This is a genomic window from Achromobacter sp. CF-sbj1-Ac2-l (genome assembly GCF_052698165.1).
Genome location: NZ_CP199855.1, coordinates 5,778,176 through 5,800,111, shown reverse-complemented (window position 1 = coordinate 5,800,111; position 21,936 = coordinate 5,778,176). Strand labels below are relative to the sequence as shown.

General features: G+C 67.7%; 21 protein-coding genes. 5 read left to right on the top strand and 16 right to left on the bottom strand.

The window, feature by feature from the left end:
* Positions 1-57: 57 nt before the first annotated feature.
* A complete protein-coding gene (locus ACUDCK_RS26550; protein WP_064527310.1) occupies positions 58-1,269 on the bottom strand; it encodes an ABC transporter substrate-binding protein in 1,212 nt (403 codons plus the stop codon).
* Positions 1,270-1,361: 92 nt separating this feature from the next.
* Positions 1,362-2,153 (bottom strand): SDR family NAD(P)-dependent oxidoreductase, encoded by a 792-nt coding sequence (locus tag ACUDCK_RS26545; protein WP_054417917.1) that lies wholly within the window; start codon positions 2,151-2,153, stop codon positions 1,362-1,364.
* Between the two features lie 226 nt (positions 2,154-2,379).
* Between ACUDCK_RS26545 and ACUDCK_RS26540 the strand changes: the two genes are divergently transcribed.
* The gene (locus ACUDCK_RS26540) at positions 2,380-3,036 is read left to right on the top strand and encodes a GntR family transcriptional regulator (RefSeq protein ID WP_231133035.1); all 657 of its coding nucleotides are present in this window, start codon (positions 2,380-2,382) and stop codon (positions 3,034-3,036) included.
* A 511-nt stretch (positions 3,037-3,547) separates the two neighbouring features.
* Here the strand turns inward: ACUDCK_RS26540 and ACUDCK_RS26535 are convergent.
* Together ACUDCK_RS26535 and ACUDCK_RS26530 are read right to left on the bottom strand one after the other, a co-directional pair.
* Positions 3,548-4,198: a carbonic anhydrase gene (locus tag ACUDCK_RS26535; protein WP_049076615.1), complete on the bottom strand. Its 651-nt coding sequence runs from the start codon at positions 4,196-4,198 to the stop codon at positions 3,548-3,550.
* Between the two features lie 313 nt (positions 4,199-4,511).
* Entirely contained in the window at positions 4,512-4,847 is a 336-nt protein-coding gene (locus ACUDCK_RS26530) for an FxLYD domain-containing protein (protein ID WP_054500488.1), read from the bottom strand.
* Positions 4,848-5,315: 468 nt separating this feature from the next.
* Here ACUDCK_RS26530 and ACUDCK_RS26525 point away from each other — a divergent pair, with 468 nt between their 5' ends.
* Positions 5,316-5,687 carry a PsiF family protein gene (locus ACUDCK_RS26525; protein WP_054500489.1) on the top strand — a complete coding sequence of 124 codons (372 nt, stop codon included), beginning with the start codon at positions 5,316-5,318 and terminating at the stop codon, positions 5,685-5,687.
* A 182-nt stretch (positions 5,688-5,869) separates the two neighbouring features.
* On the opposite strand, the gene ACUDCK_RS26520 is transcribed toward ACUDCK_RS26525, so the two are convergent.
* The 6 genes from ACUDCK_RS26520 to ACUDCK_RS26495 are packed head-to-tail and all read right to left on the bottom strand — an operon-like array spanning position 5,870 to position 9,718.
* Positions 5,870-6,910, bottom strand: coding sequence for a cyclase family protein (locus tag ACUDCK_RS26520; RefSeq protein WP_175166994.1), 1,041 nt, complete (start codon positions 6,908-6,910; stop codon positions 5,870-5,872).
* Between the two features lie 3 nt (positions 6,911-6,913).
* Positions 6,914-7,693 carry a 3-oxoadipate enol-lactonase gene (pcaD, locus tag ACUDCK_RS26515; protein WP_100504958.1) on the bottom strand — a complete coding sequence of 260 codons (780 nt, stop codon included), beginning with the start codon at positions 7,691-7,693 and terminating at the stop codon, positions 6,914-6,916.
* Between the two features lie 55 nt (positions 7,694-7,748).
* Positions 7,749-8,045, bottom strand: coding sequence for a YciI family protein (locus ACUDCK_RS26510; protein ID WP_175166995.1), 297 nt, complete (start codon positions 8,043-8,045; stop codon positions 7,749-7,751).
* A 12-nt stretch (positions 8,046-8,057) separates the two neighbouring features.
* Complete coding sequence (gene catC, locus ACUDCK_RS26505) at positions 8,058-8,333, bottom strand: muconolactone Delta-isomerase (protein WP_020926098.1); 276 nt, start codon at positions 8,331-8,333, stop codon at positions 8,058-8,060.
* Between the two features lie 54 nt (positions 8,334-8,387).
* Entirely contained in the window at positions 8,388-9,032 is a 645-nt protein-coding gene (locus tag ACUDCK_RS26500; RefSeq protein WP_020926099.1) for a 3-oxoacid CoA-transferase subunit B, read from the bottom strand.
* Positions 9,029-9,718 (bottom strand): 3-oxoacid CoA-transferase subunit A, encoded by a 690-nt coding sequence (locus ACUDCK_RS26495; protein ID WP_006390038.1) that lies wholly within the window; start codon positions 9,716-9,718, stop codon positions 9,029-9,031. Before ACUDCK_RS26495 ends, ACUDCK_RS26500 begins: the two co-directional genes overlap by 4 nt.
* 169 nt (positions 9,719-9,887) lie before the next feature.
* On the opposite strand from ACUDCK_RS26495, the gene ACUDCK_RS26490 reads away from it, so the two are divergent.
* Positions 9,888-10,670, top strand: coding sequence for an IclR family transcriptional regulator (locus tag ACUDCK_RS26490; protein WP_020926101.1), 783 nt, complete (start codon positions 9,888-9,890; stop codon positions 10,668-10,670).
* Between the two features lie 50 nt (positions 10,671-10,720).
* On the opposite strand, the gene ACUDCK_RS26485 is transcribed toward ACUDCK_RS26490, so the two are convergent.
* The 4 genes from ACUDCK_RS26485 to ppc all read right to left on the bottom strand — a co-directional run bounded on the left by ACUDCK_RS26485 (position 10,721) and on the right by ppc (position 17,323).
* On the bottom strand, positions 10,721-11,449 hold the full coding sequence (locus ACUDCK_RS26485; RefSeq protein ID WP_006391655.1) for an SDR family NAD(P)-dependent oxidoreductase: 729 nt from the start codon (positions 11,447-11,449) through the stop codon (positions 10,721-10,723).
* Between the two features lie 217 nt (positions 11,450-11,666).
* Positions 11,667-13,007, bottom strand: a complete 1,341-nt coding sequence (locus ACUDCK_RS26480; protein WP_049076597.1) for a short-chain fatty acid transporter — start codon at positions 13,005-13,007, stop codon at positions 11,667-11,669.
* Positions 13,008-13,192: 185 nt separating this feature from the next.
* The gene (locus ACUDCK_RS26475; RefSeq protein ID WP_064527350.1) at positions 13,193-14,128 is read right to left on the bottom strand and encodes a 3-hydroxyacyl-CoA dehydrogenase family protein; all 936 of its coding nucleotides are present in this window, start codon (positions 14,126-14,128) and stop codon (positions 13,193-13,195) included.
* A gap of 348 nt (positions 14,129-14,476) precedes the next feature.
* Positions 14,477-17,323: a phosphoenolpyruvate carboxylase gene (ppc, locus tag ACUDCK_RS26470; RefSeq protein WP_175166996.1), complete on the bottom strand. Its 2,847-nt coding sequence runs from the start codon at positions 17,321-17,323 to the stop codon at positions 14,477-14,479.
* Positions 17,324-17,496: 173 nt separating this feature from the next.
* Between ppc and queC the strand changes: the two genes are divergently transcribed.
* Together queC and ACUDCK_RS26460 are read left to right on the top strand one after the other, a co-directional pair.
* The gene (queC, locus tag ACUDCK_RS26465; RefSeq protein WP_049076594.1) at positions 17,497-18,210 is read left to right on the top strand and encodes a 7-cyano-7-deazaguanine synthase QueC; all 714 of its coding nucleotides are present in this window, start codon (positions 17,497-17,499) and stop codon (positions 18,208-18,210) included.
* A gap of 196 nt (positions 18,211-18,406) precedes the next feature.
* Positions 18,407-20,170: an EAL domain-containing protein gene (locus ACUDCK_RS26460; protein ID WP_445659274.1), complete on the top strand. Its 1,764-nt coding sequence runs from the start codon at positions 18,407-18,409 to the stop codon at positions 20,168-20,170.
* Here ACUDCK_RS26460 and ACUDCK_RS26455 read toward each other — a convergent pair.
* The gene (locus ACUDCK_RS26455; protein WP_064527355.1) at positions 20,148-21,329 is read right to left on the bottom strand and encodes an MFS transporter; all 1,182 of its coding nucleotides are present in this window, start codon (positions 21,327-21,329) and stop codon (positions 20,148-20,150) included. The two genes, ACUDCK_RS26460 and ACUDCK_RS26455, sit on opposite strands and share 23 nt — an antisense overlap.
* Complete coding sequence (locus ACUDCK_RS26450; protein ID WP_054419410.1) at positions 21,326-21,874, bottom strand: GNAT family N-acetyltransferase; 549 nt, start codon at positions 21,872-21,874, stop codon at positions 21,326-21,328. The genes ACUDCK_RS26455 and ACUDCK_RS26450 overlap by 4 nt, the downstream gene beginning before the upstream one ends.
* Positions 21,875-21,936 lie beyond the last annotated feature (62 nt).

Genomic DNA, 21,936 nt, shown 5'->3' with positions numbered 1-21,936 from the left:
GCGCCCGCACGTCGTGCGCACGTGTCTACGGGACAGCACACCGGCCTGTGGCGGCGGTTACGGTTGGTACTGCCAGACGCTCTTGAAGGCGCCCGGCACGAGCGACATGTTGGTGCCGTCGAACTTGATGTAGATAGCCGCTTCCTGCGCGGCGCGGTCGTTCGGGCCGAACTCGATCGGGCCGGCCATGACGCCGGAATCGAACTTCATGGTCTCCAGCGCGGCCAGCACCTTCTCGCGGGTGGGCTGCGGGCCGGCGGCCTTGAGCGCATTGACCACCGCCATCGCCGGCGGCAGGCCGTAGGGCATGTAGGTCTGCGGGTGGCCGGGCTTGGCGGCCAGGTCCGGATAGGCCTGCTTGTACATGTCGTAGACCCAGGTCAGCTTGGGACCGCCGGGCATGTCGCTCAGCACTTCCTGGATGTAGACATTCTTGAAGGCGTCCTTGTTGCCGACGTTCTCCACCAGTTGCTTCAGGTCGGCGGTGCCGTTGACGGCCAGCACGATGGGCTTGTTCCAGCCCAGTTCCTGCGCCTTCTTGATGATCAGCGCGGCGGGGCGGGCATAGGTCGTCAGCAGCAGCACGTCCGGGTTGGCGGCGCGGATCTTGAGCATCGGCGCGGTGACGTCGGTGATGTTGGGATTGACCGATTGCACCTGCAGGTTCACGTTGCCCAACTGCTTGGCCTGGGCCTGCGCGGCTTCCAGGTTCCAGCCGCCGTAGGCGTCGTCGTGGTTGATGTAGCCGATCTTGGCGGCCTTCAGGTGCTCGTTGGCGAACTGCACCATCGAGCCGCCCACGGCGTGCTGCGAGATCGAGAACGCGCCGTAGATGTATTTGGACGGCGGATACAGCGCGCCGTCGCCCGAGGCGTTGAGCATGACCAGCGGCACCTTCTCGCGCTCGACGTATTCGCGCGCGGCCACCACGGCGGCCGAGCATGAGCCGCCGTTCAGCAGGAACACCTTGTCCTGCTCGGTCAGCTTCTTGACCGCCGCCACCAGGTCGTTGGCGTTGCAGCGGTCGTCCTCGATCACCAGTTCGATCTGGCGGCCGTGGACGCCGCCTTCCTTGTTGACCTTGGCGTACCACATCTTGGCGGCGTTCAGCACGTCAAAGCCATAGGCCATGCCGCTGCCCGAGAGGGGCGCGAACAGGCCGATGCGGATGGTCTTGTCGGTGATGCCGGGTTCCTGCTGGGCCTGGGCGGAGGCGCCCAGGGCAAGGGCGCATAGCGCGGCGGCCGCGTGGCGGCGAAGAGGCTTCATGGTTTGTCTCCCGTTTTTTGAGTGCGCGCCTTTATCCATGGCGCGTTGCTGCGTGGCGGCTAGGCCGCCGGATTGGGTTCACTGCACAGTGTTCATTGCATGCGGTAGCCGCCGTTCACGTCGATGACGCTGCCGGTGATGTAGCCCGCTTCTTCCGAGGCCAGGAAACGCACGGCGGCGGCGACGTCGTCCACCGTGCCGATGCGGCCCAGCGGAATCGCCTGCGCCGCGGCGGCCAGCGCACCGCTGCTGGTGACGGTGCTGCGCAGCATGTCGGTGTCGATCAGCCCCGGCGCGATGCCGTTGACGGTGATGCCCAGGTGCGCGGACTCGCGCGCCATGGCCTTGGTCAGGCCCAGCACGGCGGATTTGGCGGCGATGTACGAGGCGCTGGAGCGATAGCCGCCCAACTGCGCGGCGACCGAGGTGAAGGTGACGATGCGGCCATGCTGGAGCGGCGCGGCTTCGCGCCGGCGCAGGTAGGCGCGGCCGCACAGGAACACGCCGCGCGCGTTGACGGCGAAGCTGCGTTCCCAGATGTCGAGCGTGGTGTCCTTGATCAGCGGGCGTTCGCCGTTGGCCTGGAACAGCAGCAGGCCGGCGGCGCTGACCAGCACGGCGATGGGGCCGTGAGCCTGCTCGATCTGGTCGAACGCCGTTTCGACGGCGCTTTCGTCGCTGACGTCGAAGGCATGGGCGCTGTGCGGCGCGCCGAGTTCGTCGGCCACGCGACGGGCGCGCTGGGCGTCCACGTCCGACACCACCACGCGGTAGCCGGCGCGGGCCAGCTCCTGGCAGATGGTGGCGCCGATGCCGCCGCCGCCGCCGGTGACGAGCGCGAGCCGCGGGGCCGGGCCCGCGGCCGGCGTGGATACATTGGACATGCTGTCTCCTGTGAGGCGGATTCGCCTGCCTTGGGAGGGGCGCCCGCTGATCTGAATTTTTGGCGATTATGTATACATGATGGGATGGCAGGTATAGGGGGTTTCCCGCATCTACCGATGGGATTTGATTGTTCTCATTGGGGAAAGCCCTAGCGCGGTGGTAAGGGGCGGTGTCGCATGTATTCTTCATGTATACAATGCAGGCATGGATACGCTATCTCAACACGTGACCGATACGCTGCGGGACTGGGTGCTGCATGGCAAGTTCAGCCCCGGGGCCCGCCTGGAGGAAATCCCGCTGGCCGAGAAACTGGGGGTGTCGCGCACGCCGGTGCGGGCGGCCCTGGCGACGCTGGGCAACGAGGGGTTGCTGGAGCACCTGCCCAAGCGCGGCTACACCGTGCGGGCCTATGACCTGGCCGAGATCGTGGCGGCCTATGAGGTGCGCGCGGCGCTCGAGGGCCTGGCCTGTCGGCAGGCGGCGCTGCGCGGTTTATCGAATGACGCGGTGGCGGTGCTGAAGAACTGCCTGGACGAAGGCGATCGCATTCTCGGCAAGGGCGTGCTGCTGGCGGAGGATCATCTGCCGTACCAGCAGGTCAACATCACCTTGCACAACGGGATCCTGGAGGCGGCGGGCAATCCGTGGGTGAAGCGGTTCGCGACGCAGGCGCAGGCGATTCCGTATGCGTCGGATCGGATCATCCTGTGGGAGGATCATGGGATCATTCTGCGGTCGCATGATGATCATCATCGGATCGTCAATGCCATTATTGCGCGGGATGGGGCGCGGGCTGAGGATCTGATGCGGGAGCATGTCTACTATGCGGGGATCATTCTCAAGAGTAATTATGAGAGGTTGGCGCAGGCCTATCGGGTTTGAGGGGATTGCTGGCGTTGTTGTTGGGTTCTTTAGGCGCGGGTGACGGGGCAGGCGGGGGATGGCGGGGCTACGATTGCGGTCCGGAGCGTTCGCTCCGGACTACCCCTTCCTCATCTTCGTCCAGGCCTTCGGCCTTCCCTTCAGATTCCGTCGGGCGCATCTACACGCCCCGCCATCCCCCGCCTGCCCCGTCACCCGCTCGCGATGAGACTTAACGGGGGCCGTGGGGGCTAGTTGTTTGCTTGGCGTTTTTGCCAGCGATCGGGGGTAGGGGAAGGTCTTGCGGGGTCGCCAAAGGCGGCCGCGCGGGCGGCCTTCTTTGGCGTTTGGGTGTCTGGCGTCGGGGGGATGACGCTGCGCGCTGGTGATGGCGCTGCGCTGGCCGGGTGATGTTGCGGCTGCGTAGTGACGGTTTGGCGTGCTAGCCGCGTTTGCTTGGCGCGAATGCGCCTGCGCTATTTGCCTGTGGCGGTATGCACGCGGCGGCCGAGCCGCCGCGTTCGCGGAGCGATCAGCCGGGCAGGCCGGTTTCCAGGCAGGGACTGAATTCGCCGGTGGCGGGGTCGCGCAGGAACAGGACGCCGGTGGCGACGCCGAAGTAGGTGCCGTGCAGCTCCAGGTCGCCGCTTTCGACGCGGCGGCGGATGGAGGGGAAGGTCATCAGGTTGTTCAGGCTGTGGCCGATGACGGCGAGTTCGAGGCGCTTGAGGTTGGCGGCGCGGTCGTCGCCGCCGGGGCCGAGTTCTTCGGCGACGGGCGCGATCTGGGACATCCACTTGCCGATGAAGTCGCCCTTGGTGAGCGGTTTGGCGTCGTCGAAGAAGGCGCGGATGCCGCCGCAGGAGGCGTGGCCGAGGACGACGATGTGTTTGACGTTCAGGCCGTTGACGGCGAACTCGATCGCGGCGCTGGTGCCGTGGTACGAGGATTCGGAATCGGGATCACAGGGCGGGACCAGGTTGGCGACGTTGCGCACGACGAACATTTCGCCGGGGCCGGCGTCGAAGATCGCTTCGGGCGAGACGCGCGAGTCGCAACAGCCGATGATCAGGATTTCCGGGCTTTGCCCAGTTTCGGCCAGCTTTTCGTAGCGGCTGCGTTCGGAATGGAAACGGCCGGCGAGAAAGGACTGATAGCCTTCGGTGAGTCTTTTGGGAAACATGATCTTTTCACTTCCTTGGTAACGAGGCCGGGCATGCCGGCGTGCCGGCAGACGCAACAAGGGGCTTCGTGTGGAAGCCCCTTTTGTCGAGTCGGCTGCGGAATTTTCCCACAATTGGCCTGACGCCGGCTTGACTAAACCCTATCCAGATAAGGGTTTTTTTGCCGGAGCAATCCGTTGGGCAAGTAAGCGCAGCGTGGAAAGCGCACGTCCGTCGCGCAAGAAAAGCCGTCCGGCCGCCCGGCCGCCCGAAGGCCGGACAGCCCCCTCGGGGGGCAGCAAGCGCGCAGCGCGCAGCGTGGGGGCCAACCATTCATCGGGCGCGGATGTCCAGGGCGGTGACCTTGGCGAATCGGAGCGGCGTGATGGCGCGGATGGTCTTGATCTGGCCCGGCGCCAGGGGGCCGATGTCGTCATCGCGCACCCGGCCGATCTCGCGGCCCTGGTCGTCGTAGAGGACGAAAGTCAGCATCACGTAGTTGACGGCGCGGGTGGACTGATTGGCGAGCAAACCGGTGATGGTGGACTGGTTTTCGTTGGTGTCGCGGACGGCCTGGATATTGCCGAGCGTGACGCCGTACAGGCTTTGCGCGTTGGCGGCGCCGGTCAGGCCGGCCAGCAATGCGAGGATGGCGAGGGCGGATTTCATGGCGGTCTCCTGTTGCCCGGCTGCCGGGGCGTCCCGGTCGCGGTCTTTGGCGTCGCGTGTCGGGGCATGCATCTATCTCACACCTTTCCCGACCCGGGCACAACGGCCCAAAGGGATGAATGGGTAACAGGTTGCTGGGGATAGCCGCAGATTCCGCCCTGGATGCCACAAGTGCATCGGAATGTCTCCAACTTGCGGGCGTTTCAGGCGATTTGGGTGGAATCTCGGCGCGGCGGCGCGGGTGGGCGGTGCACGGTTTTCGGAGGAAAAATGGCCGTCGCCGGGACGGTCTGGTACCACCTTTCTGTAAGCTGAATGATCGCGGCGGCGTTAGCATTTGTTGTCCTTTCGGCGCTTGCGGAGCATGCGGCTTTGTCCGATGATGACCACGCCGGCAACTTGGCCGGCGGATCTTGCGGCCCGGGCGCGCGCCAGGATGGCGCCGGCGGGCGATCAAGGGAGGAACTCATGCTTTCTCGTACTAGCCAATTGGCTTCGGCCATCGTGTTGTCCGCCTGCTTCCTGGGCGCCGTCCACGCCCAGACGCCGGCCGCCACGCCCGCGCCCGCCAAGACCCCCGCGCCCGCCGCCACGCCGGCAGCCAAGACGCCGACCCCGCAGCAGCAGCGCATGGCCGATTGCAACAAGTCGGCCGAAGGCAAGAAGGGCGACGAGCGCAAGACGTACATGAGCGCCTGCCTGAAGGGCGAGGCGCCGCCGCCCGCCAAGCAGTTGACGCCGCAGCAGCAGAAGATGAAGGACTGCAACGCCAAGGCCGGCGAACAGAAGCTGACCGGCGACAAGCGCAAGACCTTCATGAGCACCTGCCTGAAGGGCTGAACGCGGCGTTGATTCCGCACAGGTGAAAAGCGCCGGCCGTTGAACGGACCGGCGCTTTTTTCTGCGCGTCGCAAGCAGGACGTGATCGGTTGCCGTGGGCCAGGATCGCGGCACGGTCGTGGACGGCCCTGCCTGCCAGGCGGGCCTCCCGGCCGCGCCCGGCGCGACCCGAGGCGCGTCGCCTACACCGTCGCGATCGGCGTGACCGGCGAGCCGATCGCGTGCGGCAGGCGCAGCGGCGGGGCGGTCAGCATGAAGCGGTGGCGGCCGTTGGCATGCAGCCAGTCGGTCAGATCCTTCAGGTACCACAGCTCGGCCAGCGGCAGGCCCAGCTTGAACAGGCAGTGATGGTGCAGCGGCAGCATGGCGCGCGGGCCGGTTTTCTCGCGCGCGGGATAGGCTTCCACGGCGTAGTTGTCGGCGCAGATGGCGGCGATGCCGCTGTCGGTGATCCACTGCAGCAGCGCGGCGTCGGTGCCGTCGAGCGCGGCGCCGTAGGTGTGCAGCACTTCGGCGTCGGGCTTGCCGGCCATGGCGACCACGGCTTCGGCGTAGCCGGTGCGCAGCACCAGCATGTCGCCGGGCTCGATCTCGATGCCGTCCGTCTTGAGCACGTGCTGGATCTCGGCGTGGCCGACCAGGGTGCGGCCGGGGCCGTAGTGGCGCGCCAGGTCCAGCAGCACGCCGCGGCCCTGCATGCCTTTCTGCGCCAGGTTTTCGACGCCCAGCTTCAGCGCGGCCGAGGGGCCGCCGCTGTTGCAGCCGCAGCCGGTGTGGTCGCCGTCGGCCGGGCCGACGACGTCGACGCCGGCCTGGTAGCCGTTGTAGTAGCGCAGCTCGGGCTGGCCGTCGCCGTCGGCGTCGAACAGCGCGCCGACGTGCGCCAGCGCGTCCCATTGCGTCGAGTACTGCATCGACAGCAGCACCTGGTCGTCGCTCAGCACGTCGACCGCGTCCGGGTTGACGTTGCGCAGCGGGAAGTTCAGGTAGGGCGTGTCGGCCAGCCGGGTCGGGCTCAACTGCGGCGGATGGCGCCGCGGGTTGAGCACGTTGCCGCCGGGCAGGTCCAGCGGCAGCGACAGGCAGAAGGTCTTGCCGGCGCGGATTTCACGCGCGCCTTTCAGGACCTGTTCTTCGGTGATGAGATTGAGGCGGCCGAGTTGGTCGTCGGGTCCGAAGTCGCCCCAGTTGGAGCCTTCGGGCCGATGGGTCCAGCGCTGCATGGCTTACTCCGCGAGGAAGTCGACCACCGCGCGGGTGAAGGCTTCCGGTTGTTCCCAGTTGGAGATGTGGGAGGTGTTCAGTTCGAGGTAGCGCGCGCCGCTGATGGCGGCGGCCAGTTCCTGGCCCTGCGCGGGCGTGGCGGCCAGGTCGTGGGTGCTGCTGATGACCAGCGTCGGCGCCTTGATGGCCGACACCTGTTCGCGGAAGTCGGCGTCGCGCAGCGCGGCGCAGTTGCCCGAGTAGCCGGCGTCGGGGGTGCGGCGCAGCATATCGACCAGCACTTGCGACAGGCCCGGCTCGGCGGCGCGGTAGCCGTCGGTGAGCCAGCGCTCGACCAGGGTCGGGGCCATCTTTTCCAGCGTCTGTTCGGCCACGGCGGCGATGCGGGCGCTCCAGCCTTCGGCCGAGCCGATGCGCGCGGCGGTGTTGCACAGGATCAGCTTGCCGATCAGCTCGGGCCGGTTCAGCGCCAGCCACAGGCCGGTGGGGCCGCCCATCGACAGGCCGCAGAAGTGGGCGCGCTGGATGTTCAGGTGCGCCAGCAGTTCGGCGACGTCGTTGCCCAGTTGCGCGAACGTGTATTCGCCGTCGGGGACCGAGGACTTGCCGTGGCCGCGGGTGTCGTAGCGCAGCACGCGGAAGTGCTTGCTCAGCGCGGGAACCTGGCGCGCCCACATGTCGGCGTTGGTGCCCAGCGAATTGGAGAGCACCAGCACCGGCGCGTCGGCGGGGCCATCGATGACGTAGAACAGCCGTGCCTGGCTGAGATCGGCGTAAGACATGCGGAAAATCCTCGGGGAATGAAAGCGCGGCCACCCGGAGGCGGCCGCGTGGCGATTACAGATAGCAGGTGCCGTCGACGTAGGCCTTGCGCCAGCGCGTGATGGTCACGTGCTGGAACAACTGCGCCTGGGCGAACGGATCGGCGTCGATGAACTGCTGCGCGGCCTCGCGCGTGTCCAGGTCGACGATGTACAGGCCGCCGCCCAGGTCCTTGCCGTCATCCTGCAGCTTGGCGCCGCAGGCCAGCAGCAGATGCTTGTTGGCGTCCAGGTATTCCAGGTGCGCGGCGCGATGCTGCTGGCGCACGGCCTGGTGGTCGGGCTTGTCGAAGGTTTCGATGATGTAGGGCATGGGCGGCTCCGTTCAGATCGCCGAGGGATGGCGCGCCAGCGCCGTCACCTGGATGTCCATGTAGGGGAACAGCGGCAGCGACGACAGCAGCGCGTGCAGCTCGTCGTTGTCCTGCACGTCGAAGATGCTGACGTTGGCGTAGCGGCCGACGACGCGCCACAGGCTCTTCCACTTGCCGTCGCGTTGCAGTTGCTGCGCCAGGGCCTTTTCGTCGGCCTTGAGCTTGTCGGCCTGGGCGGCCGGCATGTCGACGGGCAGGTTGACCTGCATTTGAACCATGAACAACATGATGAGTGTCTCCAGGAAATCGGCCCCGGCGTTGCCGGGGCGCGGGGGGAATGATCAGTTGGAAAACTTCAGCGGCAGGCCGGTCAGGCGCAGCAGCTCGTCGGCGGTGGTTTCGCCGAACATGTCGATCACCGTGACGCCGTCGGCGCGGATGTCGAACACGGCCACGTCGGTGTACACGCGCGACACGCAGCGCACGCCGGTCAGCGGATAGGTGCAGGCGTCGACCAGCTTGCTCTGGCCTTCGCGGGTCTGCAGTTCCATCATGACGAAGACGTCCTTGGCGCCGATGGCCAGGTCCATCGCGCCGCCCACGGCCGGGATGGCGTCGGGCGCGCCGGTGTGCCAGTTGGCCAGGTCGCCGTGCTGCGACACCTGGAAGGCGCCCAGCACGCAGATGTCCAGGTGGCCGCCGCGCATCATCGCGAACGAGTCGGCGTGATGGAAGAACGAGCAGCCGGGCAGTTCGGTGACGGGCTGCTTGCCGGCGTTGATCAGGTCGTAGTCTTCTTCGCCCTTGGCCGGCGCGGGGCCCATGCCCAGCATGCCGTTCTCGGTGTGCAGGATGACTTCGCGGTCGGCCGGCAGGTGGTTGGCCACCAGCGTGGGCAGGCCGATGCCGAGGTTGACGTAGGCGCCCTCAGGAATGTCCTGGGCGACGCGGGCGGCGATCTGGTCGCGGGTCAGTTTGGTGCTCATTGCTGCTCCTTGGCGGCCTGGGCGGCGTCGATCTGCACGACGCGCTGCACGAAGATGCCGGGGGTGACGACGGTTTCCGGATCGAGGGCGCCCAGTTCGACGACTTCGCGCACCTGCGCCACGGCCACGCGCGCGGCGCTGGCCATGATGGGGCCGAAGTTGCGCGCGGTCTTGCGGTACACCAGGTTGCCCCAGCGGTCGCCGCGCTCGGCCTTGATGAGCGCGTAGTCGGCGTGCAGCGGATATTCCAGCACGTATTGGCGGCCGTTGATCTCGCGGGTTTCCTTGCCGTCGGCCAACGGGGTGCCGTAGCCGGTGGGCGAGTAGAACGCGCCGATGCCGGCGCCGGCGGCGCGGATGCGCTCGGCCAGGTTGCCCTGGGGCACCAGTTCGAGCTCGATCTTGCCGCTGCGGTACAGGCCGTCGAAGATCTGCGAGTCCACCTGGCGCGGGAACGAGCAGATGATCTTGCGCACGCGGTTGGCGCCCAGCAGGGCGGCCAGGCCGGTGGTGCCGTTGCCGGCGTTGTTGTTGATGATGACCAGGTCCTTGGCGCCTTGCTCGAGCAGGGCGTCGATCAGTTCCATGGGCTGGCCGGCGGTGCCGAAGCCGCCGATCATGACGGTGGCGCCGTCGGGGACGTCGGCGAGGGCGGCCGCCGCGCTTGCAACAAGCTTAGAAATCATGGTGTTCGCTCATAGGTGGCGTGTCATAATTTGTTCTTAATTAGAACTTTCGTTCTTCTGAAGAACATCGTTTCATGGGGATGGTCGACCGTCAAGGCAAGCCGGCGCGGCCCGATCCTCCCCGTCCAGGGTTGCCGGCAGCGGCAACGTTTTTTCTCGCGGTAGACGGATGGCCGAGCAAGCAACCCAGCAACCCAGCGACAGCTACGTTCAATCTTTTGCGCGCGGCCTGTCCGTGATCCGGGCGTTCGGCCCGGATCGTTCCCAGATGACGCTGTCCGAGGTCGCGGCCGTGACCGGCCTGACCCGCGCCGGCGCGCGTCGCATCCTGCTGACGCTGGAGCACCTGGGCTACGTCACGGTCGAGGACCGCAAGTTCGCGCTGACCCCGCGCATCCTCGAACTGGGCTACGCCTACCTGTCGGGCACGCCGCTGTGGAACCTGGCGCTGCCCTACATGGAAGAAGTGGCCGAGCAGACGCGCGAGTCGTGCTCGGTGTCGGTGCTGGAAGGCGCCGACATCGTCTACATCCTGCGGCTGTCGACGCACAAGGTCATGACCATCAACCTGGCCGTGGGCAGCCGCCTGCCGGCCTGGGTGACGTCGATGGGCCGCGTGCTGCTGGCGGGCCTGCCCGCGGCCGAACTGGACCGGGTGCTGGCCATGAGCCAGATCCAGGCCTACACCAAGGACACCGTGACCGACATCGGCGCGCTCAAGGCCATCCTGGCCGGTGTGCGCGCCGACGGCTACGCCTGCGTGGCGCAGGAACTGGAACCGGGCCTGCAATCCGTGGCGGTGCCGATCGTCGACCGCAGCGGCCGCGTGATCGCCGCGATGAACGTCAGCGGCCATGCCAACCGCTTCTCGCGCGAGGAAATGCTGGCGACCTTCCTGCCGCCGCTGCGCCACGCCGCCGACCAGATCAACCACGCGCTGCTGCGCCGCTAGGCGGCGCGGGCGGGCGGAGTCGGGCAGGCGGGCGGACATGGCGGCCGGTCTCAGATCGGGGCGACGCCCAGCGTCGTGCCGCCGCAGACATACAGCATCTGGCCGGTGACGAAGCCGTTGTCGGGCGACAGGAAGAACATGGCGGCGCGCGCCACGTCCTCGGGCGTGCCCAGGCGCTTGACCACGATGCTGTTGATGATGCGTTCGGTCTGCGGCGCGCCGGCCGGATTGCTCTTGGTGAACAGGTCGGTGGCGATGGGGCCGGGGCCGATGGCGTTGACGGTGATGCCGTCGCCGCCCAGTTCCATCGCCAGCGTGCGCGTCAGGCCGACCAGGCCGGCCTTGGTGGCCGAATAGACCACGCGGTCCGGCTTGCCCAGCGCGGCGCGCGACGACATGTTGACGATGCGGCCGAAGCCGGCCGCGCGCATCGCCGGCAGCGCGGCCTGCACCAGGATCAGCGCGGTGCGCAGATGCAGGTTGACCACGTAGTCCAGGTCGGCCAGCGTGGCCGTGTCGGCGGTGCCCGGGCGCGTGGCGCCGGCGTTGTTGACCAGGCCGACGATGTCGTAGGCCGCGGTCACTTCGGCGGCCACTTCCTTGGTGCGCGCCTCGTCGGTCAGGTCGGCCTGGTACGACACCAGCCCGGCCGGCGGATGCTCGGGCAGGCGGTAGTCGATGTTGACGACCTTGTGCCCGGCATCCAGCAGCATGCGGATGATGGCGGCGCCGATCCCGGCGCTGCCGCCGGTCACCAGATACGCGGTAGGTTTGCTCATCTCAGCTCCCAATTCAGTTCTCAATCGCGGCGTTCCCAGGAACTCCGCCCCTCAACGTTCCGTCTCCCCCAGCGAGGACACCGCCAGATCCGGCTCTGCCGGTCTGCAGGTGTCGCCCCCTTGAGGGGGCGCGCGCGAGCGCGTACGGGGTGGATCTCGTTCTCCGGTCTGCAGGTGTCGCCCCCTGGGGGGCGCGCGCAAGCGCGTACGGGGGGGCTTAATGCGTCAGATAGCCCCATGCCAGCACGGCGGTGATGTGGATCACGCCGACCCACAGCATCATGATGACCGTGTAGCCCATCACGTCGCGCAGCTTGAGCTTGGACAGCGCCAGCGCCGGCAGGATCCAGAAGGGCTGCACCAGGTCGTTCCAGGCATTGCCCAGCATCACGGCCATGGTGGTCTGGTTGAGCGCGCTGCCGATCTCGCGGGCGGCGTCGATCATGAACGGGCCCTGGATGACCCAGTGGCCGCCGGCCGAGGGCGCGAAGAAGTTGATGACGAACGAGCTGATCAGGCCCCAGAACGGCAGCGAGGCCGGCGTGGCGACGTCCACAAACACCTTGGAGATGGTGGTCACCAGGCCCGAGGCGGCCATGATGGCCATGATGCCGGCGTAGAACGGGTATTGCAGGATGATGCCCGAGATCGTCTTGATGCCTTCGGTCAGCTTGGCCACGTAGGCGGCCGGCGTGCCCAGCAGGATGATGCCCAGGAACAGGATGATGAAGTTGATCAGGTTCAGGTCGAGCGAGCCGCCGTCGATGAAGTGGAAGGCGACGTAGGCCACGCCGAGCGCGCCGATCAGCAGGCTGAGGATGCGGCTGTTGTTCAGCTTGGAGGCGAGGGTGCCTTTCTCCAGCATGTCTTCGGCCGCATTGGACGCGTTGGCGTCGCGGTCGATGGCCGGATCCACTTCGACGATCTTCTCGCCTTTCTTCGGGTGCAGCCAGGCGTTCAGCAGCGGCAGCGTCACGATGATCACCAGGCTGGTGATCAGCATCGGCACCGAGAAGATGGTTTCCGTCAGCGGGATGATGCCCATCTGCTTGGCTGTCGGGTGGCCGGGGGTGGCCACCAGCACGGGGATGCTGGCCGACAGGCCCAGGCCGTACATGGTGAAACCGCTGTAGGCCGCGGCGATGATCAGCGGGTAGTGCACGCCCTTGACCTTCAGCGCCAGTTTCTTGGCGACGATGCCGCCGATGACCAGGCCGAAGCCCCAGTTCAGGTAGCTGCCGATGCCGCCCACCAGCGTGGCGACGATGATGGCGGTGTGCGGCTTGTGCACGTGGCTGACGATGCGGTTGAGCAGGCGGTCGGTCAGCGGCGCGGTGGCCAGCACGTAGCCCATGGCCAGGATCACGGCCATCTGGGTGGTGAAGGCCAGCAGGCTCCAGAAGCCCTTGCCCCAGGCGCGGGTCACGTCGCCGATGCCCTGGCCTTCGATGCCCATGGCCAGCAGCACGGTGAGCAGGGTCAGCGCGATCGCGAAGACAAAGGGATCGGGCAGATACTTGCGCATCAGCTCAGTGAAAAAAGATGCCAATTTATTCATGGTGCCTCCTACGAACTCCGGTAAGGCGTATTGCTCTTGTGTCTTGCGCCGCCGTGCGCCGCATGTTGGCGCTTGGCGGATGGGACGGTCGGTTTCTTTGTGTGGTTGGGCTCGTGGCCCGCTGGCGCGTCGGAGGGATCGCCGCGCGCCTTATGGTGTAGGTATTCGGTCTTGCGCTTGCCGCGTCAGGAATCGCCGGCCTTGGCGTTGAGCCACGCGGCCAGCTCGCCCAGCGCCGCGCTTTTCTCGCGCAGCACCTGTTCGCGGCGCTCGGGGCTCCAGGCGTAGAAACCCTGGCCGCTCTTGGCGCCGAGCTGGCCGTTTTCCACCTTGCTCTTGAGCAGGTCGGACGGCTCGGTGCGGTTTTCCAGGTCTTTGTAGAGATAGCTGGCGATGGCGTAGTGGACGTCGATGCCGTTCATGTCGCGCTGTTCCAGCGGACCCGACAGCGCCAGGCGGATGCCCAGGCTCCACTTGACCACTTCGTCGATGTCCTCGGCGCTGGCCACGCCCTTTTCCAGCAGCGAGATGGCCTCGCGCGCCAGGGCGTGCTGGATGCGGTTGGCGATGAAGCCGGGAATGTCCTGGCGCACCAGCACCGGGCGCTTGCCGCCCAGGCGCAGCGTCGCCATGACGCGCGCCACGGTGTCTTCCGAGGTGGCGTCGTTGCGCACCACTTCGACCAGCGGGATGACGTCGGCGGGGGTGAAGAAGTGCGTGCCGACGAAGCGGTCGCGGCGCGTGACAGCACTGGCGATGGCATTGATCGACAGGCCCGAGGTGTTGGTGGCGAAGATCGCTTCGGGCTTGCACAGCGTGTCGAGCTGGGCGAACAGGCCGCGCTTGAGTTCCAGGTTCTCGGGCACCGCCTCGATGACGAGGTCACAGGCGGCGGCCGCGTCCAGGCCGGGCGCCATGCGGATGCGTTGCATCACGGCGGCGACCTGGCCGGGGGCGTAGACGTTCAACTGGCGTTCGATGACGGCGCGGGCCCGATCCAGGGCGCCTTCCATCGGATCGACCAGGACCACGTCCAATCCCTTCGAGGCGAAGAGCGCGGCGATGCCGCTGCCCATGGCGCCGGCGCCGATGACGGCCAGGTTCTGCAGGGGAGTATCCATGAGGGTTCGCTTGCCTTACAGGGCGCGCGCGGCGGGCGGCACAGGCGGAACCAGGGAACTGCGATCTGTCTCTTCCGTCGGTGTCTTCCTGTGCGCGGGCCAGAAAAATCGTTGTGTTCTATATACGAACATTTGTGCGTATATAGAATTTCTGACGAAGATAGTACTAAAAGTTGCCGGGGGTGGACAAATGGCCGTTTTGGGGCGTTCGTCAGATGGACAGTGCGGAGCGTGCGCGAGGTCGCCTGCGAAGGCCGCGTCGCCTGCGGCATGGAAGGTCGAATCGATGGACTGGGCGCAAAGCGCGCGCCGGAGCGCGAGGCCCCGGCGCGGCTTTGCCCTCTTGTCTCACCCCGAGTTGCGCAACCCGGCGGCGATGCCGTTGATGGTCAGGTGGATCGCGCGTTGCACGCGTTCGTCGGCCTCGGCGGCGGGCGATTTCTGCGCGGCGCGGTGGCGGCGGATCAGGTCGACCTGCAGGTAGTTGAGCGGGTCGATGTAGGCGAAGCGCTCGCGCAGCGAGGCCTGCAGCGCGGGGTTGTCGGCCAGCAGCTCGCGCCGGGTCAACAGCTTGAGCATGGCCAGGGTGCGGGCGTGTTCGGCGCTGATCATGCCGAAGATCTTCTCGCGCAGCGCGCGCTGCGGCACCAACTGCGCATAGCGCGCGGCGATGGCCAGATCGGACTTGGCCAGCACCATCTCCATGTTGGACAGCAGGGTGCGGAAGGCCGGCCAGTCCCGCGCCATCTCGCGCAACTGGGCCAGGCGGCCGCGCTGCGAGCGCGGCGCCCCCGGCGCGCCGGTCTCCAGATAGGCCTCGATGGCCGAGCCCATGCCGTACCAGCCGGTCAGCATCAGGCGGCATTGGGCCCAGGAAAAGCCCCAGGGAATGGCGCGCAGGTCTTCGATGCGCTGGCCCTTCTTGCGCGAGGCGGGGCGCGAGCCGATGTTCAGGCCGGCGATCTCGGCGATGGGGGTGGCGGCGAAGAAGTATTCGGCAAAGCGCGGCGTGTCGTACACCAGGCCGCGGTAGCTGCGCTGCGCGGTCTCGGACATGAACGACATGGCCGGGCCGTGCTGCGCCATGTGCGCGTCTTCCGCGCTGGTGGCCTCGGCGCGCGGCGCCAGGCTGGATTCGAGCGTGGCGGCGACCAGCAGCTCCAGGTGCCAACGGCCGACCTCGGCGTCCTTGTACTTGCTCTGGATGACTTCGCCCTGTTCGGTCAGGCGGATCTGGCCGGCCACCGTGCCCGGCGGCTGCGCCAGGATGGCGTCGAAGCTGGAGCCGCCGCCCCGGCCCACCGAGCCGCCGCGTCCATGGAACAGACGCAGGCGCACGTGGCGGCTGGAGAAGACGTCCACCAGCGCGCGCTCGGCCTGGTACAGCGACCAGTTGGAGGTGAGAAAGCCGCCGTCCTTGTTGCTGTCCGAGTAGCCCAGCATGACTTCCTGGGCGCCGTTCTGGGCGCGCTTCACGCGCTCGCGGATCTCGGGCAGGTCGAGCCAGGCGGCCATGATGTCGGCGCCGCGCTGCAGGTCGGGGATGGTCTCGAACAGCGGCACCACCATCAGGCCGTCTTCTGGCGGGATGTCCTGGCCGGCGGGCGCGATCAGGCCCGCTTCCTTTTGCAGCACCATCACTTCCAGCAGGTCGCTGAGCGTTTCGGTGTGCGAGACGATGGTCTGGCGCACGGCCTGCTTGCCATAGCGCTGGCGGCCGGCGGCGGCCGCGCGCAACACCGCCAGTTCGCGCGTGGTGTCTTCGCTGTAGGCGATCCAGGGCGAGGCCAGCGGCCGCGCCTGCGCCAGTTCGGCGCGCAGCAGGGCCACGCGCGCGTCTTCGTCCAGCGCCAGGTAGTCCAGCGGCTGGCCGTCACGGGTGGCGCCGGCGCGGCTGAACAGCTCGGCCAGTGCGCGCTCGTGCACGTCGGAGCTCTGGCGCAGGTCGACCGTGGCGAGATGGAAGCCGAACACCTCGACCGCTTGCTGCAGCCCTCCCAGGCGCAGTTTGCCGATGGGCGCGCCATGATGCGCGGACAGCGAGGCCGCGATGACGGCCAGGTCGGCGGAAAGCTCCTGCGGCGTGTCGTAGGGTTGCGCCGCGACCGTGCTGCGGCGCGCCAGGTTCTGGCCGGTCAGGCGCAGCGCGGTGGCGGCCAGGCGCGCGTAGACGCCGACCAGCGCGCGCCGGTAGGGCTCGTCGCTGCGATGCGGCGAGTCGTCGCCGCTGTGCTCGGCCAGCGCCAGCAGCGCCGGGTCGACCGCGATCAGCAGCGTGGTGATGGACAGCTCGGCGCCCAGCGCATGCACTTCCTGCAGGTAGTGCTCGAACAGTACGGTGGCCTGGCGCAGCAGCGCGCGTTCCAGCGTGCCGGCATCGACGTTCGGGTTGCCGTCGCGGTCGCCGCCGATCCAACTGCCCATGCGCAGGAAGGGTTCCAGCGGTGGCGGCGGCGCGCCGAACGGCTTGGCATCGCGGTTGAGCAGCTTGGACAGGTCGCCGTAGACGCGCGGGATGACCTGCAGGAAGGTGCTGCGGTAGTACGACAGCGCGTTCTCGATCTCGTCGGCCACCGTCAGGCGCGTGTAGCGCAGCATGCGGGTCTGCCACAGCGTGGCCACGCGGCCGAGCAGCGCGGCGTCGAGTTCGGCCAGTTCTTCCGGCGTCAGCGGGTTGTCGCGCTGGGACAGCGCGGCGGCGATCTCGCGATGCACGTCGAGCGTGCTCTTGCGCTGCACTTCGGTGGGGTGGGCGGTCAGCACCGGCATGACGCAGGCGTCGGCCAGCAGGCGGCGGATGCGTGCGGGCGTCACGCCTTGGCGGCCCAGGGTCTGCACCGCGTCGCGCAGGCTGCCGCGCGCGGGCGCGTCGCCGGCCAGGGCGCGGGCCCGCTGGCTGCGGTTCTGGTCGCGGTCCTCGGCGATGTTGGACAGGTGCAGGAAATAGCTGAAGGCGCGCGCCACCGAGTTGGGATCGCTGCCTTGCAACTGTTTGACGCGCTGCTCCAGCAGCTTGCCGTCGGCGGCATTGCCTTCGCGGCGGAACTTGACGGCGGTGCGGCGCAGGGTCTCGATGGTGTCGAAGACGCGTTTGCCTTCACATTCGGCGATGACCTCGCCAAGCAATCGGCCTAACAGCCGGATATCGTGACGCAAGGGTTCTGCGGGGTCGGACTGCGGGCGGGCGGCGTTCATCGGGCGGGAGATCCGTCGGGCTGCTGGAGAAAGGGAGGGGTCAGGTGATGCGCACTGCGGGGGAAGCCATGAATGAGAACGGCACCGATTTTACGCAGGCTTCCTTACGGGGAAGACGGCCGGCTGCGGTAAAGTCTGGCTCTATCCCTTAGTCTTTGCAGAAACCCCCTTTTATGCTGAACCACCAACGTCGCGCGCTCGTGCTGTTTTCGGGCGGACAGGATTCCACCACCTGCCTGGCCTGGGCGCTGGACCGCTATGCCCATGTGGAAACCGTGGCGTTCGACTATGGCCAGCGCCACCGCATCGAGCTGGATGCGCGCCTGAACGTGCTGCGCGAGATCCGCGCGCGCTTTCCGCAATGGGCGCCGCGCCTGGGCGAAGACCATCTGCTGGACCTGAAGGTGCTGGGCCAGGTGGGCGACACCGCCATGACCAGCGACCGCGCCATCGAGATGCAGGAAAATGGCTTGCCCAACACCTTCGTGCCGGGACGCAACCTGCTGTTCCTGACGCTGGCGGCGGCGCTGGGCTACCGGCGCCAACTGGACGTGCTGGTGGGCGGCATGTGCGAAACCGATTTTTCGGGCTATCCCGATTGCCGCGACGACACCATCAAGGCGCAGCAGGTGGCGCTGGGGTTGGGGTTGGGAAGCCGCGTCACCATCGAGACGCCGCTGATGTGGATCGACAAGTCCGAAACCTGGGCGCTGGCAAAGCAGTTGGGCGGCGACGCCTTGGTCGAGACCATCGTCGAGGAAAGCCACACCTGTTACCTGGGCGAGCGCGGCGCGCGCCATGCCTGGGGCTATGGCTGCGGCGAATGCCCGGCCTGCAAGCTGCGCCGCGCCGGCTGGGACAAATGGCAGGCTCAGGGCGCGGCTTGAGCCGACCGCCCGCGACACCCCTTCCAACAACGACCCCCCGCTTTGGAAAGCGCCCGGCGGCCCGCCGCGGCGCGTTGCCGGCTCGCGCCGCAATGGCGTCGGATTGCGCCGGCACAGTAGCCGCGCGCATGTCGCTACGTTTCACTCATCGGTGAGTTTTATTTCGATATATTGAATTCCATTCATTTTTAGATGAATGGAATTCAATGATTTTCGACTTTACGCGGCAACAGGAAGGATTGAGCGCCCTTTTTTTGCGACCCTGTTCCAGGTATGGAGATGCAAAAAAACATTTCAATACCGTTCGATGGAAAGCGTTTTTATCCAGGGCTCAATCATCATGAATCGGTCGCGCATTATCCTTATTTTCGATAACGAATTCGCCAAGCAAGGCATCACCGATTCGCTCCAGCAGATCGGTTTCGTCCTGAACCCCGTATCGCTCCAGGAACCGGCGCCGGCGCGCCATGCCGGGGAAATCCAGGTGCATCTGTGCCTGCCGCGGGACCTGGACATCACGATCGGCCAACTGCGCGCGCGCTTCGCCCACTCGACCATCATCGCCATCCGCCACATCGAAAGCCCCGCGGTGCGGATCAACGCGCTGCTGGCCGGCGCGGATAGCTGCTATGGCGCGAACATCAGCTACAGCGAGGTGGCGGCGGCGATCCAGTCGGCGCAGCGCAAGCTGACCTTATGCCAGCCGCCCGCGGCCTCCGCGCCGCGCCGGCCGGACGTGACGGCCGAGCCCGCCGTGGCGGAACAAAGCTGGCGCCTGTGCGACAACGAATGGACGCTGGCCTCGCCCGGCGGGGCGGTCGTCAATCTCACGCCCATGGAACGCGCGGTGCTCAAGGGCATGCATGGCCATCCCGAGCGCGTCATCCGCCGCGCGGGTTTCGCCGCCGCCAGCCTCGACATTGCCGGCAATGGCCGCGCGTTGGACCTGGTCATCAGCCGCCTCAAGCGCAAGGGCGCCGCCGCCGGCATGGCCATTCCGATCCGCAGCCTGCGCGGCAAGGGCTATGCATTCTCGGCCGCGCTGGTCCAGGATGGCGGCGGCGCGAGCCACGAACCCATGGTGATCCGCAAGGAAGGCGCCGTGTCGCCGCTGCTGGCAGCGATCCAGGGCGACCGCCTGCAGTTGCATTACCGGCCCATCGTCACCGCCGCGGATCTGGAAATCGTCGGCGCCGAAGCCCTGTTGCGATGGCGCGCGACGGGCGGCGAGACGATGGGCATCGATGGTCTGTTGCGCGAAGCTGGCGCCCCCGAGGCTGCGCTGGCCCTGATCAACTGGAGCCTTCAAGCCATCGCCCATGATCAGGCGCGCTGGCAGCAGGCGGCGCAAGGGCCGGCGCTGGCGGTGAACCTCAATATCTCGCCGCAGTGCTTTGCCCGCTGCGATGTCGTCGGCACAGTCCTGCGCGGTATCGCCGCGTGCGGCCTGGCGCCGGACGACATCCGCATCGAGCTCACTGAGGAAGCGGCGCTGCATGCGGGATCCGCCGATATCCGCTCCATGCTGGAGGCCTTCACCAGCCGCGGCATCCAGGTCTGGCTCGATGATTTTGGCAAGGGCTACAACAACCTCGAATGGCTGTCGACGCTGCCCCTGACCGGCTTGAAGCTGGACAAGTCCATCGTCTGGAATGCCGCGCGCCAGGCGGAGGCGCAGAAGGTGCTGGCCTCGATCTGTCAGCTTGCGCGGGACCTGGACATCGTCACCGTGGCCCAGGGCATCGAGACCGAGGCGCATTGCCGCGCCGCGCGCGAAGCCGGTTGCGACCTGCTGCAGGGTTTTCTGTTTTTCCGGCCCGGCACGGGCGATGAACTGGCCGCCGCGCTCGCCGAGCAGCGCTGGCGCCGCGCCGACATGGCGCGGGGCCGCGAACGCGTGGCGCCGGCCGTGGCATTGCGAGATGGCGGCGCGCCGCTCAGCTCCGCGTCCGGGCAATGAAGCGCCATCGCAACGCCAGCGCCGCGGCCAGGATGGCCGTGGCCAAGCCCGCCGATATGCCCATCGCGGCGTGCGCGCCGTGCCGCTCGATCACGTAGGCATAGGCCACCGGCGCGGCGGCGGTCAGCAGGAAGCTGGGGATCAGCAGGGCGCCGACCAGCGCGCCGTAGCTGCGGAAGTCGAACAGCGCCAGCGGCAGCGTGCCGCGCGCGATGGTCAGCAGGCCGTTGCAGGCGCCGTAGAGCAAGGCGTAGGCGGCCAAGGTGACAAGTTGGCCACCCGACAGCAGCGCCAGCACGAATCCCAGCGGCATCAGGGCGGCCACCGCCAGGGTCAGGGTCAAGGGGTGCAGGCGCGATCCCAGCGCGACGTCGGCCAGCCGCGAGGCGAATTGGCCCACGCCCCACAACGCGGCGACATTGACCGCCAGCGCCTTGGCCAGCCCCAGGCCCGACAGCAGCGGGATCAGGTGGGCGGCATTGCCGGCCGCCAGGAAGTTGGTGAGCATGGCGATCGCCGCGTACAGCAGGCCAGCCAGGCGCCGCTCGGACGCGTTGCGCGTCAGGCCCGCGCCACCCTGGCCGGCGGCCTGCACCGGCGCGGCGTAGCGTGCGCGCGGCAGCGCCAGGTAGAGGGGCACGGTCGCCAACGCCAGCGCCCCGTAGGCCAGCACGGCGCCGCGCCAGCCCAGCCAGCCCGACAGCGCATGGCCCACCGGCCACATGACGGTCGATGCGAGCCCGCCGAACAGCGTGATCTGCGACATCGGCCGCCGCGCCGTGGGGCCGGCGGCGCGCGCCAGCGAGGCGAATGCGGCGTCGTACAGACACAGCCGCATGCCCACACCGAGCAGCGTCCAGGCGGCGAAATAGGCGGGCAAGCCGTGCGCGGCGGCCAGCGCGGCGCAGCCCGCCGCCGCCAGCGTGGCGCCGGCGGGCATGACCCGATGTCCGCCCCATTGGTCGATCGCGCGGCCGGCCAGCGGCGACACCAGCGCCATGACCACGATGGCACAGGAGAAGCCGCCGTAGAGGGTGGCCGGGTCCCACCCCAGGTCGGCGGCCATGTCCGGCCCCAGCGCGCCGATCAGGTAGAAGGTCACGCCCCAGCCGACCAGTTGCGTCAGCCCCAGGCACACCACCGCGCGCGGCGGGATCATGGGCGTTGCGGCGGCGTGCTGTCGCCCTCGCCCAAGGCGCGCTGCATCAGCACGGTGTCACGCCATTCGCCATGCTTGTGGCCCACCGAGCGCAGCGTGCCTACAGGGTGAAAGCCCTGGCGCGCATGCACCGCCAGCGAGGCGGCATTGCGGCTGTCGCCCACCACTGCCAGCATCTGGCGCCAGCCGGCCGCGGTGCAGCGCTCGACCAGCCTGGCCAGCAGCCTGCCGCCGATGCCCAGGCCGGCGCGGCCGGCCTTGACGTAGACCGAATCCTCGACCGTGTGGCGGTAGGCCGGGCGCGGGCGGTAGGGGGTGACGTAGGCGTAGCCCACCACTTCGCCGTTGATCTCGGCTACCAGGTAGGGCATGTCTTTCTCCAGCACCCCGGCGCGTCGCTGGCGCATTTCCTGGATCGATGGCGGTTCCAGTTCGAATGACGCGGTGCCATGCTCCACATGGTGCGCGTAGATGGCCTTGATGGCGGGCAGGTCGGCATCCACGCTGTCGCGGATCAGGATGGTGGGGGCGGCGGGTTGCGGCATGGCGGGTTCGCGGAGGGAAGTAACGGGCGGGTGAAAAACCAGCCGCCAGTGTGGCGCAAGCC